Below are 17,215 nucleotides of genomic sequence, written 5' to 3'. Positions count from 1 at the left end.
GTCAGGACTCCGGGTTCGGAACGCAACCCAACGGCGTACCAAGACGGCGAAGGAGCCAGACCATTTTGACCCTGCTGAGCGACGCGGCCCATTCGCGAGCTTCGTCGATTGAAAATGCCGGGTGAGCTCCCAAGATCAGTTCGACGGTTTTCTTCGTTCCGGCCCCAAGGCGCTTGAAGCGCCGCTGCTTTCTTTCATGTGCAGCGACAACGACAGACAGGCTCGGGACTTCCCGGTCGGCTAGCGCGCCCCCCTTGAGCCGCTCGATATGAGCGGAAGTCAGTTTCACGGGTTTGTCCATGATGACCTCGAAGGAATCGAGGCCATGGAACATTCGCAAGAATTCTCGGAAAAGATGTGTCCAAGCAGGTTCAAATCCGAGGTGATTTGCCCAGGCAACTCGCTTCTGGACGAAGATGTGTCGCCATTGGCAGCACTTCGACGAATGGCAGAAAACTGCCGGAAATGCTATGTTTGAAGATGATTCGGACTTGGTAGCGGAGGAGGGACTCGAACCCCCGACACGCGGATTATGATTCCGCTGCTCTAACCTGCTGAGCTACTCCGCCCCGAAAGACCGCCCGTGGGCGAGCGGCGCCTATAGGATGCACCATGCGTCCGGTCAATATCATGCGCGCGGCCCGCGAAAATTCCTTGCGAATGCCGCCTCCCACGGGCCTCCGCGGTAGTGATAGGCCGCGATTCCGGTGATTTCGACCGGCCGCGGACGAAAGTTGCGCGCGAGGTCGGCAAGCAAGGCGCGCGCCTCGGCCGGAGAAACCTTGTTCTGCACCGTGACATGCAGACGCGGCGTCGCCTGATCCTGCGGCGTCAACAGTGCCGCAAAGCGATCGGCAATGCGCGCCCGGATCGCGATCAGGTCCGGGCTGTCGATCCGAAACGCAACCCCGCGCCCGAGCGAATAGACGGCCGACACGACGGCGCGCGGCGGCGGCGTATCAGCGGCGATGGCGCGGAACAGAGCCGCAAGTTCCTCGAGCAGCGACGGCGGCAGATGATGGAAAAGCGTGATATGCGCCGAGAGGTAATTGCGTTCGGGCGGGAAATGCGCGCGGCGCAGCGCATCGAAGTAGCGCTGATCGGCCGCGCCCATCGTTCCAGTGATGACGATGGGCGCGGCGCCAGCGACGCGAGCGGGAGGGGGGGTGTCCGCGCCGCCGCTTGCGAGATGGGATGGACGGTGAGCTCGGGAGGGGAGTTCGCTGTCGTCCATGGGACGCCCTTTCTCGCTGCAGCAGCCTCTGCGCCCAAGCGCGCCCGGCATCCAATCGATTAATTGGTTCAGAATGATCGCCCGAAACGATCAGGAAAAATCGCGGGCGCTTACAGGCTGTTCCAGAAATCGTGAAGCGCCGCCGCAACCGCGTGCGGCCGCTGGGCGATCGCCCAATGTCCCGCATCCGCTATGATCGTCAGCGGCATCGCCCAATTCGCCGCGAACCGCTGTGCCACCGAAAGCTCGACATAGGGGTCGCCCGCCCCCCAGACGAGCATCCCCGCGCGCGGCAGGCGGCCCAGGTCGAGCGCCCAGTCGTGCGCGAAGCTGAGCCCATGCGCCGAGCGATAGAGTGTCAGGATCGCGCGCCTTTTGTCCTTGAGCGCCCATTGCGCCGCTTCTTCCTGCGCGATATCGGCTGGAACGCCCTGATCGATTAGTCCGCGGGCAAGCGCGCCGGGACGACTGATCGCCATGAAAGCTTCGCCCAGCAGCGGCGTGTTCCAGATGCGCGCGACCCGGTGACCGCGATAGTCGGGATCGATCACCGCATTGGAAACCGCCCAGCTCCGGATCAGGTCGGGGCGCAGCATCGCGACGCGCTGCGCGATCAGCGCCCCCCAGTCGTGACCGACGATATCGATGGGACCATGCTGGGCCGCAAGCGCCGCGGCCTCGCCGGTCGCCCAATCGGCATAGGCCTCCTTCGTCGCAGCGAAACCGGCGGTAAGCGGCCCGGTGAAGCCGGGAAGCGCGGGAACGGCAACCGGTATATCACCCAGCGCCAGAGCATCCAGCAGCGGACTCCAGATCGCCGGACTGTCGGGAACGCCGTGCAGGAAAAGCTTTGCGGTCATCCCCCCGGTCATCGCTACATCTCCCCCCTGTCGCGGCGCAGTTCATACCATTTCTGCACATTGGCATTATGCTCGGACAAGGTGCGCGCAAAGATGTGGCCACCATCGCCCTTCGCGACGAAATAGAGATACTCATTGGGCTCGGGGTCAAGCACTGCGGCGATCGACGCCTTGCCGGGATTGGCGATCGGCCCCTCGGGAAGCCCGGCCATGGCGTAGGTATTATAACCGTTCACCGCCTGGATTTCGGAGCGCAGGATGCGGCGGCCGAGCGGCTTGCCCTTGGTGATCGGATAGATGATCGTCGGATCGGCCTGCAGACGCATCCCGATGGCGAGGCGATTGGTATAGACGCCGGCGACCGTGCGGCGCTCCGCCGCAACCCCGGTTTCCTTTTCGACGATCGACGCCAGCGTGATCGCTTCGTTGCGGTCCTTTGCCGCGGTGCGCGGGCTCCGCTTGGCCCAGAGCGCGTCGAAGGTCTTGGTCATCGCCGCCTGCATCCGCGCAACCACGGCTGCACGGCTCTCGCCGGTGGTGAAGGCATAGGTGTCGGGCAGCACGCTGCCCTCGGCGGGCACCGCGACCGTTCCCGTCAGGCGCGGCTCGGCCATCAGCCGCTCCCACACCATGATCGACGGCATGCCTTCGGGGACGGTCACGAATCGCTGGACGGTTCGGCCTTCCTGCATCATCCGCAGGATGTCGCCGGCGCCCATGCCCTTCTTCACCTCATATTCACCGGGCTTGATCGGAGCGTCGGAACCGAAGAGGCGCGCGCGGTTGCGAAAGCCGGAGGCCGAGGTTGCGCCCGCCTTTTCCAATATTTCGCCCGCTTTGGCGATGCTGGCACCGGGCGGAATAACGACCACGGTATCGCGCGGCGCGCCGCCGGAGCAGGCCGCAAGCAGCAGCGCGAGAAAGAATGTGAGGATTATCCGAGCCAAATTCCAACCTCACTTCTTTCGTCACCCTGAACTTGTTTCAGGGTCCACGGCCTGCCTCATCCATCGACGCAGCGCCAAAGGAGAGTGCGGGTCATGGATGCTGAAACAAGTTCAGCATGACGACATGGGTTAGTCGAGTGCCTTGACGATCACGCTCGCATTGGTGCCGCCGAAACCGAAGCTATTGTTGAGCGCGGCCTTCACCGCGCGCTTCTTCGCCTTGTGCGGCACCAGGTCGACGCCCTCGGTCCCCTCGTCGGGATTGTCGAGGTTCAGCGTGGGCGGCACGATCTGGTCGCGGATCGCGAGGATGCAGAAGATCGTCTCGACCGCGCCGGCACCGCCGAGCAGATGGCCAATCGCCGATTTTGTCGAGCTCATCGATACATCGCCGATCGCGTCGCCGAACAGGCGCTTCACCGCGCCGAGTTCGATCGTGTCGGCCATCGTCGACGTGCCATGGGCGTTGATATAATCGATGTCGGCGGGCGTCATTCCCGCCTTCTTCAGCGCCATTTCCATCGACCGATAGGCGCCGAAACCGTCGGGGTGCGGCGCGGTGACATGATAGGCGTCGCCCGAAAGGCCATAGCCGACGACTTCGGCGTAGATCTTGGCGCCGCGCGCCTTGGCATGTTCATATTCCTCGAGCACGACGACGCCGGCGCCTTCGCCCATGACGAAGCCGTCGCGATCCTTGTCATAGGGGCGGCTCGCCTGTTCGGGGCGGTCGTTGTAGCTCATGTTGAGCGCGCGCGCCTGTGCAAAGCCTGCAATGCCTATCGGACAGATGGTCGATTCCGATCCGCCGGCGAGCATGATGTCGGCATCGCCATCCTTGATCATCCGCGCCGCGTCGCCGATCGAATGGGCGCCCGTCGAGCAGGCGGTGACGACCGCATGGTTCGGCCCCATCAGGCCGTATTTGATGCTGACCTGACCCGAAATCAGGTTGATGAGGCGGCCGTGGACGAAGTGCGGGCTGACACGGCCCGGCCCCTTTTCGGCGAGCAGCAGGCTTTCGCTCTCGATCCCCGGCAGGCCGCCGATGCCCGACCCGATAGAGCAGCCGGCGCGCAGCTTTGTCTCATCGTCCATCTCGGTCAGCCCGGCATCTTCGAGCGCCTGTCCGGCGGCGTCGATGCCATAGATGATGAAGGGATCGACCTGCCGCTGCACCTTGTGGTCGACGCGCTTGTTGGCGTCGAAGCCATATTCATGGTCGGCCGGCTTGACCTCGCACGCGATCGTGCATTTCTGGTCGGAGGCGTCGAAGCGGGTGATCGTTCCCGCGCCCGACTTCCCGGCAAGCAGATTGGCCCAACTGGTTTCGACGTCTCCGCCCAGCGGCGTCACCAATCCCAAACCCGTCACCACAACCCGGCGCATAGACTTTCCTTTCGTCGGTTCCGGCCCTTGCGGAACCCGGCATCATTCTTGTCGGGGCATGCCCATAAAAAAAGCTTCCCGGCCACTGCGCGCGAGCGCTCGGGACCGGGAAGCCGGAAACGCGTGGGCAGCGTCGCCGCCGCGTCCGGCTGTGCCGGACCGGACCGCTTTAGCCCTTGTTCGCTTCGATGTAGTCGATCGCGTCCTTGACGGTGGCGATCTTTTCCGCCGCGTCATCGGGAATTTCGACACCGAATTCTTCTTCGAACGCCATCACCAGTTCGACGATGTCGAGGCTGTCGGCGCCCAGATCGTCGATGAAGCTCGCTTCTTCGGTGACCTTGTCGGCTTCGACGCCCAGATGTTCGACGACGATCTTTTTAACCTTTTCGGCCGAATCGCTCATGCACAGTTCCTTTTTTCTGACTGTCTCGTGAATGTTGGGATTTGCCCTAGTGTCCGTCGGCGGGGCTGGCAAGAGGGCTGGCGCGTTGTGGGCGCCGAAGCTCGCATCAACCCGCCCTTTCCTGCCGCGCGGCGGGTGCAGGCGCCTCCCCCTTTCGTCCCTTGGGCAACCACCGCATAAATAGGAAACGGCACCGCGGCCTTCAAGCGCCAGGCGCACCGTTCATCGCGCGACCGGCTGCGGTGCCACCACCCCCGATTCCCGCAGAGCCTGCGACGCACGCCGGATCACTTCGGGATTTATCATGAACTGGCGCAGCACCTTTTCGGGTGGCGCATCCTGCGGCTGGCGCGTATAATCGAGCAGATGCCGCCACAGGCCGCGCGCTTCATCGACCTTTCCCTGCCGCGCAAAAACGATGGCCCGGACCATCGCATATTGCGGCTCCATGGTGCTGGGCGATGGCATATGATCGAGGACAGCCAGCGCGTCGTCCTGCCGCCCCTGCTGCGAATAGACGAAGGCGAGCGTGACCGCCGGGACGCCTGGCGCCGACGCGTCGAGCGCCAGCGACCGTTCGAGCAGCGCAATGCCCTCTAAGGGCTGGTCGCAGGCAATCTTGAACACTCCCTGGAATCCGGCCGTGTCGGCGTCATAGGGGTTGAGCCGTACCGCGGCATCGCCAATGCCAACGCCGCCGCGGCAATTGCCGCCATAATATTGTGCGCGCGCCATCGCGAAGGTCGCCGCCGCGGTTTCGGCGCCGCTGTCATAGGCCCGCTGTGCGAGCGAGACGGCTTCGGCATAGGCCTTGTCGCCCGCCGGTTTGCCGCGCAGCGGCTGCCAATCCCCGAAGCGGACGAGCGACAGCGCGGACAGCGCCGCGGCGTTGCGCGGATCGCGAAAGATCGTCGCGCGCAGGCAAGCATCGACCTTCTTCGCGGTGTCCTTGTTGCGCAACTGCCGCAGCCGGTTGAACTGCGCCAGGCACGGATAGCCGGGCGCAAAATTCTCCGGCTGCCGCGCCAACTGATCGCGAACGATCACGCCATAATCGCCAGCAATCTGGGCAATCGCAGGGTCGATCGCCTCGAATCCAGGCATCTGATCCTGGGTCAGGTGAAATTGCTGCGACCAGATGGTACGCTGATCGGAAACGCGGTTGAGGACCAGAGTGACATCGGCCGGCCCCGCGAGCGTGCGGACGAGCGAAACATCGAGGCGATAATCGGGGCGCTGAGCTGTATCGGGCTTGCCCGCCGACGCTGCACTGCGCAGATCGATGAGGTCGAAACGGCGCAAGCCGTCGCGCAGCCGGCCGTCGAGCGCGCGGGCCAGCGCGCGCGAAACGGGAGTGCTCCCCGATTGCGGAAGCGCAATCTCAAGCAGCGGCGGCGGCACCGCCGAAGGCGCGAACATCCGCTGCCAGTTGCCGGCAAGCCACCAACCGCCCGCCAGCATGGCAACCGCGACAATGACCAGCACCGTCCACCAGCGCGCCCGCGACGATGGCGCTCCAACGCCGGGATGACGCATTGACGTCACACCGGCCCCGCCCGCCTCCGCAGCCACCGCCTCTTCGCCGACACCAGGGGTTACAGCGGCGCTACGTGCCGGCGGTGCGGTGCGGTGCTGCACCACGATCTCGTAGCTGCCCTGCGGCACGCGCAGGCGATGAACCCACGGCGTTTCAGCATAATAACGGTCGAGCAGATTGCGCAGGCGGCCCACCATCACGCGTGGATAGCTGTCGACCGCCGGGTCGAAATCGGCGTTACGTCCCAGCGCCTCGGTCGCGATCGCATAGGCCTTGGGGGCGCTGCGGCCGCCGCGAAGCCGGTGTTCGACCAGATATTGCAGCAGGCGTGACAAGACCGGCGAGCGCAGGAACAACTGGGACTCGCGGAGCCTCTCGAACTCCTCGGCGATGATCTGGTCGGTTTCGCCGGCCTCGAGTGTCTTGTTCGCTTTCGCGCGGTCCATGCAACCCTCTTATACCCTCTGGCGGGGTCTGTCCGCTAGATACGCAAATCGATGAATGCGGCCAGTCATATTTGTTTCAATGTAACGGTAACAGCCCGGATTGGCCATATTTCGCCGGGTTTAACCCGCCTCGGAGAGGTGAAAGAACAGGACGAAAAGATTAAGGAAATCCTAATTTTGGGCGACATGCCGCAATGTGACCCCATGTTACTGTCATCTTCCCCGTCGCCATGAGATCGTTCGATTGTCGTGATGCGCGCTTGCGCGGTCACGGCCCGGTTCGGGCTTTGCCTGCCGGGCAATTGAGGTTTCAGGATCGAAGCGCGCGAGCTGGTCCCTGGCGCACTCCGGTATATCCCGAGGCCTCATGAACAAGTGACTTCGCCGGGCGGGATTGTAGCCCCACCTGCACCTCGCCCGGCAAGTCCGCACTTACCCTATTCTGCAGAATGGTCGCTCCCAAGCGTCACGCCAGTGCGATCCAGATGGGGCCGTCGGCCGGAGTCTGCGCTCGTCACGTCAGACTTCGCCGGCCTTGCAGGCGCCGGTTCGTTTGGCCGACATTTGCATCTTCATCGACATGCCCGCAGGCCCTTCGCCCTGCCCCGTACTCGCCATTTCCATCTCATAGCTGTCGCCGCTGTAGGTGCCCTTCATCGTCATCGTGCGCGGACCGGCTTCGCTGGTGCAGCTCATCTTCGCGTCGATCACGCCATGCGCCATCTCGAAATGATCATAGGTGCATTTGCCGCCCGAATTTTCCGCCATCCGCGCCTTCGGATCGCGCGCGTCCTCGGGGGTCAGGCAATTTTCGAAACTGTGTCCCTGTGCCAGCCGCGCCTTCATCTGCTCCTGCATCTGCGGCGGCAGTTTTTCCATTCCGGGCATCGTCATGTCGGTGATCTTCACCGTGCCGGCCCATTGGCCAGGCTTCATGAACTCGCCCGAAGCGACGGCATCGGCGACCTTGTTCTGCACCGATTCGACCGATTCATTCTTGGCCGACACGCCCTTGCCGCTGTCGCATGCGGACAGCCCGAGCAGCGCGCCCGTCACCAACAGAATATTGCGCTTGAACATCATCCAGACTCCCGCCGTTGCCGATGCGCGGCATCCTCACCATATTGGCAGCGATGGCAATTCAGATTCGCACCTCGCTCGACGAAATCGACACGGCGCAGAACTATGTGCCGCACCGTCCTGCCCGCCCCGACAAGGTGGAGGGCGGCAAGCGGTTCGAACTGGTCAGCGACTACTCCCCGGCGGGCGATCAGCCGACCGCGATCCGCGAGCTGGTCGATACCGCCAGGGAGGGCGAGCGCGATCAAGTGCTGCTCGGCGTCACGGGATCGGGCAAGACCTTCACCATGGCGAAGGTGATCGAGGAATTGCAGCGCCCGGCGCTGATCCTCGCCCCCAACAAGATTCTCGCGGCGCAGCTCTACGGCGAGTTCAAGAGCTTCTTTCCGAACAATGCGGTCGAATATTTCGTCAGCTATTACGACTATTACCAGCCCGAGGCCTATGTGCCGCGGTCCGACACCTATATCGAGAAGGAAAGCAGCGTAAACGAGGCGATCGACCGCATGCGCCACTCGGCGACGCGCGCGCTGCTCGAACGCGACGACGTGATCATCGTCGCCTCGGTGTCTTGCCTTTACGGCATCGGATCGGTCGAGACCTATTCGGCGATGATCTTCGATTTGAAGAAGGGGCAGGTCGTCGACAGCGGAGAGATTATCCGCAAGCTCGTCGCGCTCCAGTACAAGCGCAACGACCAGGCGTTTGCGCGCGGCAATTTCCGCGTCCGCGGCGATAGCCTCGAAATTTTCCCGTCGCACTATGAGGACATGGCGTGGCGTGTCAGCTTCTTCGGTGACGAGATCGAGGAGATCACCGAATTCGATCCGCTGACCGGCAAGAAGATCGCCAGCCTCAACTATGTGCGCGTCTATGCCAACAGCCACTATGTAACACCCGGTCCGACGCTGAAGCAGGCGACCGAAGCGATCCGCCACGAACTCGCCGAGCGGCTGAAGGAACTCGAAACCGAGGGCCGGCTGCTCGAAGCGCAGCGGCTCGAACAGCGGACAAATTTCGACCTCGAAATGATAGCCGCGACCGGAAGCTGTGCAGGGATCGAAAATTACAGCCGTTTCCTGACCGGCCGCCTGCCGGGCGAGCCGCCGCCGACCTTGTTCGAATATCTCCCCGACAATGCCTTGCTGTTCGTCGATGAAAGCCACCAGACGATTCCGCAGATCGGCGCAATGTCGAAGGGCGACCATCGCCGCAAGATCACTCTCGCCGAATATGGCTTTCGGCTGCCGTCCTGCATCGACAACCGGCCCTTGCGCTTCGCCGAATGGGACATGATGCGGCCCCAGACGGTCAGCGTGTCGGCAACCCCGGGGACGTGGGAAATGGACCGCACCCAGGGCGTTTTCGCCGAGCAGGTTATCCGCCCGACCGGGCTGATCGATCCGCCGGTCGAGATCAAGCCGGTCGAGGAGCAGGTCGACGATCTGATCGCCGAGGCGAAGAAAACTGCCGCGGCGGGCTATCGCACCCTCGTCACCACGCTCACCAAGCGCATGGCCGAGGATCTGACCGAGTTCCTCCACGAAGCGGGACTGAAGGTCCGCTACATGCACAGCGACGTCGAAACGCTCGAGCGCATCGAGATCATTCGCGACCTCAGGCTCGGCGTGTTCGACGTGCTCGTCGGCATCAACCTCTTGCGCGAAGGCCTCGACATTCCCGAATGCGGGCTCGTCGCGATCCTCGACGCCGACAAGGAGGGGTTCCTGCGCAGCGAAACCAGCCTCGTTCAGACGATCGGCCGCGCCGCGCGCAACGTCGATGGCCGCGTCATCCTCTATGCCGACCGCATCACCGGCAGCATGGAACGCGCGCTGCGCGAAACCGACCGCCGCCGCGCCAAGCAACAGGCGTATAACGAAGAACACGGCATCACGCCGACGACGATCAAGCGCAACATCGGCGACATCATCGCGCATGTCGCGTCGAAGGATCAGGTCACCATCGACCTCGGCGACGACAAGCCGCAGCACATGGTCGGCCACAACCTCCGCGCCTATATCCAGGAGCTGGAAAAGAAGATGCGCGACGCCGCCGCCGACCTGGAATTCGAGGAAGCCGGTCGCCTGCGCGACGAAATCCGCCGCCTCGAAGCCGACGAACTCGGCCTGCCCGCGGACGAACAGGTCGCCCCGCGCGTCGGCCGCTCGAACGAGGGCAAGCCGGGTACGCGCAAGGGGCGCTTCGGGAAGCAGAGCAAGACGAAGTGGGGGCGTTAACGCCCCCTTCGACCAAAGCCCGATTGTAACCGACAAGTAGCCTTGTCTCCCCCTTACGCGCGGCCTAGCGTCCGCTCCGCAAACGGGGAGAATATCTATGAAAACGGGTCTGTCGCTGATCGCGCTGGCGCTTGCCGCTGCGGTTCCTGCCACGCTTGCCGCGCAGGACGCGCCGGCCGAAAAAGCCAAGCCGGAAAAGGCCGAGGACATCGTGCCGCAGGTGCACACGACGCGCCTTTCGGGCACGTTCGGCGGACAGAAGATCGGCTATGCCGCGACGATCGGCGAGACGATCCTCAAGAACAAGGATGGCGTGCCCGAAGCGACGATCGTCACCACCTCCTATATCAAGGAGCCGCGCGATCCGGGCCGCCCCGTGACTTTTCTGTTCAACGGCGGGCCCGGGTCGGGCACCGTCTGGTTGATGATGGGTGCGTTCGGGCCGAAGCGCGTCGCGATCCCCAGCGATGCCAAGGATGACGGCGCCCCGCCCTACCCCATCGTCGACAATCCCGATTCGCTGCTCGACGTGACCGACATCGTGTTCATCGATCCGCCGGGCACCGGCTTCTCGCACCTGATAGGCAAGGCCGATCCCAAGGATTATTACGGCGTGACGCAGGACGCGAAGGCCGTCGCCGAAGTCATCCGCCGCTGGCTCAACGACAATGGCCGCTGGAACAGCCCCAAATTCCTGGGCGGGGAAAGCTATGGCACCACGCGCTCGGCGGCGGTCGCGAACCAGTTGATGAATGTCACCTTCAACGATGTCGGCCTCAACGGCATCATCCTCATCTCGACCGTGCTCGATTTCGCGGCCGGGTCCGATACGCCGGGCAATGAACTCAGCTACATCACCAACCTTCCGTCGATGGCGACGACCGCCCTCTATCACGGCAAGGCGAGCGCGCCGTCGGTCGAACAATTCGCAGAAGAGGCGCGGCGGTGGGCGATCGGCCCCTATGCCGCGGCGCTGCTCAAGGGACAGAAGCTGCAGGGCGAGGAACGCGCCGCGATCCGCCGCGAGCTTGCCCGCTTCACCGGCCTGTCCGAAACCTATCTCGAACAGGCGGATCTGCGCGTCACGCCCGGCCGCTTCTACAAGGAACTGCTGCGCGACCGCGGCCTGACCGTCGGCCGGCTCGACAGCCGCTACACGGGCAAGGACTATGACAATGCGGGCGAAGAGCCTGACAATGATCCCAGCTTCTATGGCATCGACGCGGGCTACACCGCCGCGATCAACAGCTGGGCGCGCGATACGCTGGGGTTCAAGACCGACCGCGAATATCAATCGATCAGCGGCATCGGCGGCCAGTGGGACTGGCGCATCGGAGGCCGCGACACCAATGCCTATCTCAACGTCGCGCCCTATATCGGGCAGGCGCTGCGCGAAAACAGCGGACTGCGAGTCTTTGTCGGTCAGGGCTATTATGATTTCGCGACGCCCTTTTTCGCCGCCGAATATTCGCTGTCGCGCACCGGCATCCCGCAGGACCGGATCGAATATAAATATTATGACGCCGGACACATGATGTATATTCGCGACGAGGATCGCCACAAATTGTCGTCGGACATCCGCGCGTTCATTCGCGCGCGGTAGGCAGGACGGGACGCGACGAATCGATAGCGTCGCACCGCGAAGGCAAGGCCAAAAACGGCCCCCGCCTTCGCGGGGGCGACGCTTTATCGGCTTATCCGCGCCATCTAGCGCAGCACCCCGGCTGCCGCCTGTTTGCGCGCATAGACGAACAGCGCGATCAGGATGACCCAGATAACCGCAGTGAAGATCATCGGGAAGGTCCCGAACATCCGCATCAGGTCGCCATAATGCATGCCGAACTGGTAGATACAGCTGACGGCGAGCCCGACGAGCGATACCAGGAACGCCGTGACCGCATGGCGGCTGCGAACGAGCAGCAGAAGCGATCCGAGCACCGATCCCCAAACGCCGAGCGCCCATCCGGCGTTCGCCCAGACGGGAAAGCCTGTGAACCACGCCTGCTGCTCGGGCGTGAAAGCGGCCAGATAATCGGGATTCTGTATCTTGGTCATCACATAGTCCATCGCGCCGAAAGCGTTCCAGACGAGCGACACGGCCCCGACAACCCACAGGTGCCACGGCGTTTTGACGGCTACATTCATGTTGATCTCCCCCTCCAGAAAGATGGGGGCAGACTATCATCCATTCGCGCGCTGCACAATTGGTGATTTACGCGCGCAACACACCATGAACGCTTGGCAAATCCGTCGCGCTCTCCGATAGGCAGCGCATGTGTGTCGTCGCCCTTGCCCGCCGCGTCCATCCCGACTGGCCGCTGATCCTGATCGGCAACCGTGACGAGTTTCACGCCCGGCCGGCGGCGGCGCTCGCCGAATGGGACGATGGCAGCGGCATCGTTGCTGGGCGCGACCTGCAAGCCGGCGGGACGTGGCTCGGCGTGCATCGACCGAGCGGACGCGTCGTCGTGGTGACCAATGTCCGCGGCGCGATGCCCGATCTGGCGAAGGAATCGCGCGGCGCGCTGGTGGTCGACATGTTGCGCGGCGATGGGCGTTTCACCGATCCGTCCGAAGCCGATCTCGACCGGTTCAATGCCTTCAATCTGTTCGCCGCCGATGGACGTGCCCGCCTGCTCACCAACCGGCCGCAGCCGCTGATAGCGGCGCTGGCGGACGGCGTTCATGCCCTCGCCAACGAACCCGTCGACCACTCTTGCCCGCGCGCCGAACGGCTGCGCGCTGCACTGGCCGCCACGGTCGAGGCCGGCGCCGATCCCGAAGGGTTGCTCGATACGCTGACCGCCGAAGGAGGCCCGGCGCTGTTCCTGCGCGGCGAGGTCTATGGCACGCGCGCCTCGACGCTGGTCATGATCGGCGCGAGCGGCGATGCCCGCATGGTCGAGCGCCGATACGAAGCGGGCGGCCGCTCCGGTGGAACGACCGCCCTCGATTTTCGTATCGGCTGAGCCGCAAATCCTATTTAGGCGCGAGCACCATCAGCATCTGACGCCCTTCGGTGCGCGGATGCGCCTCGACCTTGGCGATCTCTGCCGTCATCTCCGCCACGCGCTGCAGCACGTTGAGGCCGAGCTGCGTATGGCTCATTTCGCGGCCGCGGAAGCGCATGGTCATCTTGACCTTGTCGCCTTCCTCGAGGAAGTCGAAGACCTTCTTCATCTTCACTTCGAAATCATGATCGTCGATGTTCGGACGCATCTTGATCTCTTTGATTTCCTGGGTCTTCTGCGTCTTGCGGGCCGCATTGGCCTTCTTCTGGGCTTCGTATTTATACTTGCCCACATCCAGGAACTTGCACACCGGCGGATCGGCGTTGGGGGATACTTCGACCAGATCGAGGCCGACTTCGGCCGCCTGTTCGATCGCTTCAGCAGTCAGCATTACGCCCAGATTTTCGCCTTCCTCGTCGATCACACGGACCTTGGGCGAGGCGATGAATTCATTGTATCGCGGGCCGTTCTTCGGCGGCATTGGCGCCAGCGGGCGGCGGGTCATGGGCGGGCGTATAGCTGTATCTCCTGTGTCGTTTCAGTTCGTATGCGCAGCAGGCGCGCAACCGCGCGCGCGGTGCACATATAATGAACATTGGCGCGGCGTAAAGGTTGCCGTGCGCAATTTGCGGGCGGTTTTCGTCCGACTGTGGCGGCTATGCCACGCACCTTGCCCCTTGGATCAGGCCCCTACCATTTGGCGGGTGCGGGGTCGATCACGCGGAAGCCGCCCGCCCCAACCTCGCTGACCTCCAGCGCGCGGATCGCGATGCCGCGGTCGTTGAAGCGGAAGATGCCGTCGATGCCGCCGAACCCGTCCGCCGCCATCAGGCGCCCGGCTGGAAAGTTGGTCCCCGGCTTCCAGTCGCGTGCGATACGCACGGTCAGCAGCACCGAATCATAGCCGAGGCTGGCCAGGCGATAGGGCGCCTTGCCGAACCGTGTGCGATATTTGGTGGCAAGCTGGCCGTAGAGGCCGTCTGAAACGCTGGCGAACCACGCACCGCGCATTGCCGGATTGCCGCCCAAGGTGGCATCGGTGTTCCACAATTCGGTGCCGAGGATCTGGCGCTGTCCCGCGCCCTTGATGATCGGAACCGCGCGCACCGCATTGCCGCCGACATCGGCGATCAGCACCGCGTCCATCGCACCGGCGCTCGCCAGACGGCGCGCCGCACCCGTCAACGCCGCGGCGCTGCGGTCATAGGTTTCGGTCGCGACGAGCGTTCCGCCCGCATTGGCGACCGCCGCCTTGAACGCCGCCATCGAACGCTCACCATAAAGATTCTTTGGAATCAGCGCGCCGAAGCGCTGCTGCCCCTTGGCGCGGGCAAAGCTCACGACCCGCTCGACCGACTGGCCGGGAACGAAGCCCATGATGAAGACGCCGTTGCCCGCGACGCTGCTGTCGTTCGAAAAGCTGATGACGGGCACCTTCGCCGCCCGCGCGATCGGCGCCACTGCTGTCACATCCTCGCTGAGCAGCGGGCCGAGGATCAGCTTGTTGCCGTCGGCCACTGCCTGCTTCGCGGCCGCGGCGGCGCCCAGCGCGGTGTCATACGTCGTGATGCGGACCTTGTCGGCCTTGGTATCGAGCAGCGCCATCGTCGTCGCATTGGCGATCGCCATGCCGACATCGGCGTTGGTTCCCGTCTGCGGAACGAGCAGCGCGACGCGGTGGCGGTCGGTATCGGTCGGCAGGCCGGGGCCGACATTGTCGGCGGGCTTGTCGGGCGGCGGTGGGGTCGCCGGACCGCTGGTCTTCGGCACCACCTGGCATGCGGCGAGCAGCCCGCCAAGCGCCAGCGTCGCGATACCGCGCAGCAATTGCCGCCGCGGCGACGCATTCCCTTGGCGCTCGCGCGTCGTTTCTGCCATCTCTGACGCCATGCCGGATTCGACCATCTCTATATCTCCCTTGCCCGGTCTCTATATCGTCGCGACGCCCATCGGCAACCTTGGCGACATCACCCCGCGCGCCGCGGCGGTGCTTGCGCGCGCCGACGTGATCGCGGCGGAGGACACGCGCGTCACGGCAAAGCTGCTCGCACATCTGGGTTTGCGTGTTCCGATGACCCCCTATCACGATCATAGCGACGAACGCGCCCGTGCGGCGCTGGTTGCCCGGATGGCGGACGAAGTCGTCGTGCTGGTGTCTGACGCGGGAACCCCGCTGATTTCGGATCCCGGCTACAAGCTGGTGCGCGATGCGCGCGCAGCGGGACGGGCGATCACCACCCTGCCCGGTCCCTGCGCGGCGATCGCCGCCATCACCCTGTCGGGCCTGCCGAGCGATCGCTTTCTTTTTGCGGGCTTCCTGCCGAACAAGGCCAAGGCACGCGCCGACACGATCGCCGAATTCGCCGCTTTGCGCGCTACACTCGTCTTCTACGAAAGCGGGCCACGTCTCGCCGCGACCCTGACCGCGCTCGCCGCCGGCCTCGGCAATCGCGAGGCGGCGGTCGCGCGCGAAATCAGCAAATTATACGAAGAATGTGTCACCGGCTCGCTCGAAGATCTCGTCGCGCGCTACGCCGACGCACCGCCAAAAGGCGAAATCGTCGTGATGGTCGGCCCGCCCCAGGAGCAGGCCGTCGAAGCTGCCGACGACGCAGCGATCGACGCGGCGCTGCGCGATGCGCTGGACGAGCAGCCGGTGGCCAAAGCCGCCAAGGCCGTCGCCAAGCGCTTCGGGCTTGACCGTCACGCCGTCTATGCGCGCGCGCTCGCGCTTAGGGATCGCGCTTGAACCGCGCCGCCGCCGAAGCGCGCGGACGCCGGGCCGAGCGGCGCGCCGCCTGGTGGCTGCGCCTGCATAGCTGGCGTATCCTGGGCGAACGGTTGCGCGTTCCCGCGGGCGAAGTCGATCTGGTGGCGCGGCGCGGCCGCCCCCTCGCTTTCGTCGAAGTGAAATGGCGCGACCACGCCGCCGACCTCGATATGGCGATCGACGAATTTCGCTTGCGCCGCGTCGCGGCAGCCGCAGAAATGCTCAGCGCGCGCTTTGCGCGACCCGATGATGATATTCGCATCGACGTGATGCTCCTTGCGCCGGGGCGCTTGCCTCGCCATCTGGTCCACGTCTGGCAGCCCTGAAGGAAGACGGAATGACCCTGCGCGCGGCGGTTCAAATGGACCCGATGGATGGCATCAATATAGGCGGTGACAGCAGTTTCGCGTTGATGCTGAAAGCGCTCGAACGCGGCTACACCCTCTATCACTACGATGTGCGCGGGCTGACCTGGGAGGCCGGACGGCTGACGACACGGGCGCACCCCGTGCTCGACGTCAAGCGCGAGACCAGCGCGCATTACCGCTTCGGCGATCCGGTGACGATCGACCTTGGTCGCGATGTCGATGTCGTGCTGATGCGGCAGGATCCGCCCTTCGACCTCGGCTATCTTACCGGCACCTGGTTGCTCGAACGCATTCGGGGCGAGACGCTGGTGGTCAATGATCCGGTTTCGGTGCGTAACGCGCCCGAAAAGGTCTTCGTGCTCGATTTCCCGCAATTCATGCCGCCGACGATGGTTACGCGCGATCTTGACGCGGTGAAGGATTTTCAGGCGCGCCACGGCGCCGTCGTCGTCAAGCCGCTGCACGGCAACGGCGGCAAGGCGGTGTTCCGTATCGACGCTGACGGCAGCAATCTGGGCGCGCTGGTCGAACTTTTCGGTCAGGTCTGGCCCGAACCCTTCATGGTCCAGCAATTCCTGCCCAGCGTGTCCAAAGGCGACAAGCGGATCGTTCTGGTCGACGGCGACGTGGCCGGCGCGATCAACCGCAAGCCCGGCGAAGGCGAATTCCGGTCGAACCTTGCCGTCGGCGGCTATGCCGAAGCGGCCGAATTGACGCCGCGCGAGCAGGAAATCTGCGCCGCGCTCGGCCCGCAGCTCAAGGAACGCGGCCTGATCTTCGTCGGCATCGATGTGATCGGCGGCGAATGGCTTACCGAAATCAACGTCACCTCGCCGACCGGGATCGTCGCGATCGACCGCTTCAACAACAGCGATACGGCCGGCATGATCTGGGATGCGATAGAACGCCGGATCGCTTGAGCCGCCA

17 protein-coding genes and 1 tRNA gene are annotated in these 17,215 nt (G+C 64.2%); 6 read left to right on the top strand and 12 right to left on the bottom strand.

Going from position 1 to position 17,215, the window contains the following annotated elements:
* Position 1: 1 nt before the first annotated feature.
* From L0963_RS12240 to L0963_RS12200, 9 genes are all read right to left on the bottom strand, one after another.
* Positions 2–334: a DUF4102 domain-containing protein gene (locus L0963_RS12240; RefSeq protein WP_186402386.1), complete on the bottom strand. Its 333-nt coding sequence runs from the start codon at positions 332–334 to the stop codon at positions 2–4.
* A gap of 158 nt (positions 335–492) precedes the next feature.
* Positions 493–569 (bottom strand) — tRNA-Met (locus L0963_RS12235).
* Positions 570–628: 59 nt separating this feature from the next.
* Positions 629–1,114: a 2'-5' RNA ligase family protein gene (locus L0963_RS12230; RefSeq protein WP_234179792.1), complete on the bottom strand. Its 486-nt coding sequence runs from the start codon at positions 1,112–1,114 to the stop codon at positions 629–631.
* Positions 1,115–1,344: 230 nt separating this feature from the next.
* The gene (locus L0963_RS12225) at positions 1,345–2,106 is read right to left on the bottom strand and encodes an alpha/beta fold hydrolase (protein ID WP_234179788.1); all 762 of its coding nucleotides are present in this window, start codon (positions 2,104–2,106) and stop codon (positions 1,345–1,347) included.
* A 2-nt stretch (positions 2,107–2,108) separates the two neighbouring features.
* On the bottom strand, positions 2,109–3,041 hold the full coding sequence (gene mltG, locus L0963_RS12220) for an endolytic transglycosylase MltG (RefSeq protein ID WP_234179785.1): 933 nt from the start codon (positions 3,039–3,041) through the stop codon (positions 2,109–2,111).
* A gap of 129 nt (positions 3,042–3,170) precedes the next feature.
* Positions 3,171–4,430: a beta-ketoacyl-ACP synthase II gene (gene fabF, locus L0963_RS12215; protein WP_058811978.1), complete on the bottom strand. Its 1,260-nt coding sequence runs from the start codon at positions 4,428–4,430 to the stop codon at positions 3,171–3,173.
* 169 nt (positions 4,431–4,599) lie between these two features.
* Positions 4,600–4,836: an acyl carrier protein gene (locus L0963_RS12210; RefSeq protein ID WP_003039428.1), complete on the bottom strand. Its 237-nt coding sequence runs from the start codon at positions 4,834–4,836 to the stop codon at positions 4,600–4,602.
* A 222-nt stretch (positions 4,837–5,058) separates the two neighbouring features.
* Positions 5,059–6,819, bottom strand: coding sequence for a tetratricopeptide repeat protein (locus tag L0963_RS12205; RefSeq protein WP_234179783.1), 1,761 nt, complete (start codon positions 6,817–6,819; stop codon positions 5,059–5,061).
* Between the two features lie 519 nt (positions 6,820–7,338).
* Complete coding sequence (locus tag L0963_RS12200; RefSeq protein WP_186402394.1) at positions 7,339–7,902, bottom strand: DUF3617 domain-containing protein; 564 nt, start codon at positions 7,900–7,902, stop codon at positions 7,339–7,341.
* 50 nt (positions 7,903–7,952) lie between these two features.
* Here L0963_RS12200 and uvrB point away from each other — a divergent pair, with 50 nt between their 5' ends.
* A complete protein-coding gene (gene uvrB / locus L0963_RS12195; protein ID WP_186402549.1) occupies positions 7,953–10,139 on the top strand; it encodes an excinuclease ABC subunit UvrB in 2,187 nt (728 codons plus the stop codon).
* A 97-nt stretch (positions 10,140–10,236) separates the two neighbouring features.
* Entirely contained in the window at positions 10,237–11,742 is a 1,506-nt protein-coding gene (locus L0963_RS12190; protein ID WP_217372460.1) for a S10 family peptidase, read from the top strand.
* Positions 11,743–11,846: 104 nt separating this feature from the next.
* Here the strand turns inward: L0963_RS12190 and L0963_RS12185 are convergent, their stop codons facing one another.
* On the bottom strand, positions 11,847–12,284 hold the full coding sequence (locus L0963_RS12185) for a hypothetical protein (RefSeq protein WP_234179781.1): 438 nt from the start codon (positions 12,282–12,284) through the stop codon (positions 11,847–11,849).
* 128 nt (positions 12,285–12,412) lie between these two features.
* On the opposite strand from L0963_RS12185, the gene L0963_RS12180 reads away from it, so the two are divergent.
* On the top strand, positions 12,413–13,108 hold the full coding sequence (locus L0963_RS12180; RefSeq protein ID WP_234179779.1) for an NRDE family protein: 696 nt from the start codon (positions 12,413–12,415) through the stop codon (positions 13,106–13,108).
* 10 nt (positions 13,109–13,118) lie between these two features.
* Here L0963_RS12180 and infC read toward each other — a convergent pair whose 3' ends face one another.
* Together infC and L0963_RS12170 are read right to left on the bottom strand one after the other, a co-directional pair.
* A complete protein-coding gene (infC, locus tag L0963_RS12175) occupies positions 13,119–13,655 on the bottom strand; it encodes a translation initiation factor IF-3 (RefSeq protein WP_003039450.1) in 537 nt (178 codons plus the stop codon).
* Positions 13,656–13,840: 185 nt separating this feature from the next.
* Positions 13,841–15,028: a penicillin-binding protein activator gene (locus tag L0963_RS12170; protein WP_186402550.1), complete on the bottom strand. Its 1,188-nt coding sequence runs from the start codon at positions 15,026–15,028 to the stop codon at positions 13,841–13,843.
* 10 nt (positions 15,029–15,038) lie between these two features.
* Between L0963_RS12170 and rsmI the strand changes: the two genes are divergently transcribed.
* Genes rsmI through gshB form a run of 3 tightly spaced genes read left to right on the top strand, consistent with a single transcriptional unit; the run spans position 15,039 to position 17,208 of the window.
* Positions 15,039–15,899: a 16S rRNA (cytidine(1402)-2'-O)-methyltransferase gene (gene rsmI / locus L0963_RS12165; protein WP_217372463.1), complete on the top strand. Its 861-nt coding sequence runs from the start codon at positions 15,039–15,041 to the stop codon at positions 15,897–15,899.
* Positions 15,896–16,246: a YraN family protein gene (locus L0963_RS12160; protein ID WP_234179776.1), complete on the top strand. Its 351-nt coding sequence runs from the start codon at positions 15,896–15,898 to the stop codon at positions 16,244–16,246. The genes rsmI and L0963_RS12160 overlap by 4 nt, the downstream gene beginning before the upstream one ends.
* 11 nt (positions 16,247–16,257) lie before the next feature.
* On the top strand, positions 16,258–17,208 hold the full coding sequence (gshB, locus tag L0963_RS12155) for a glutathione synthase (RefSeq protein WP_234179774.1): 951 nt from the start codon (positions 16,258–16,260) through the stop codon (positions 17,206–17,208).
* Positions 17,209–17,215: the final 7 nt, after the last annotated feature.

The organism is Sphingopyxis sp. NFH-91, assembly GCF_021401285.1.
In the GTDB taxonomy this organism is placed as follows: Bacteria; Pseudomonadota; Alphaproteobacteria; order Sphingomonadales; family Sphingomonadaceae; genus Sphingopyxis; species Sphingopyxis terrae_A.
The sequence above is the reverse complement of the archived record's forward strand: the minus strand, read 5'-3'. Positions and strand labels throughout refer to the sequence as shown.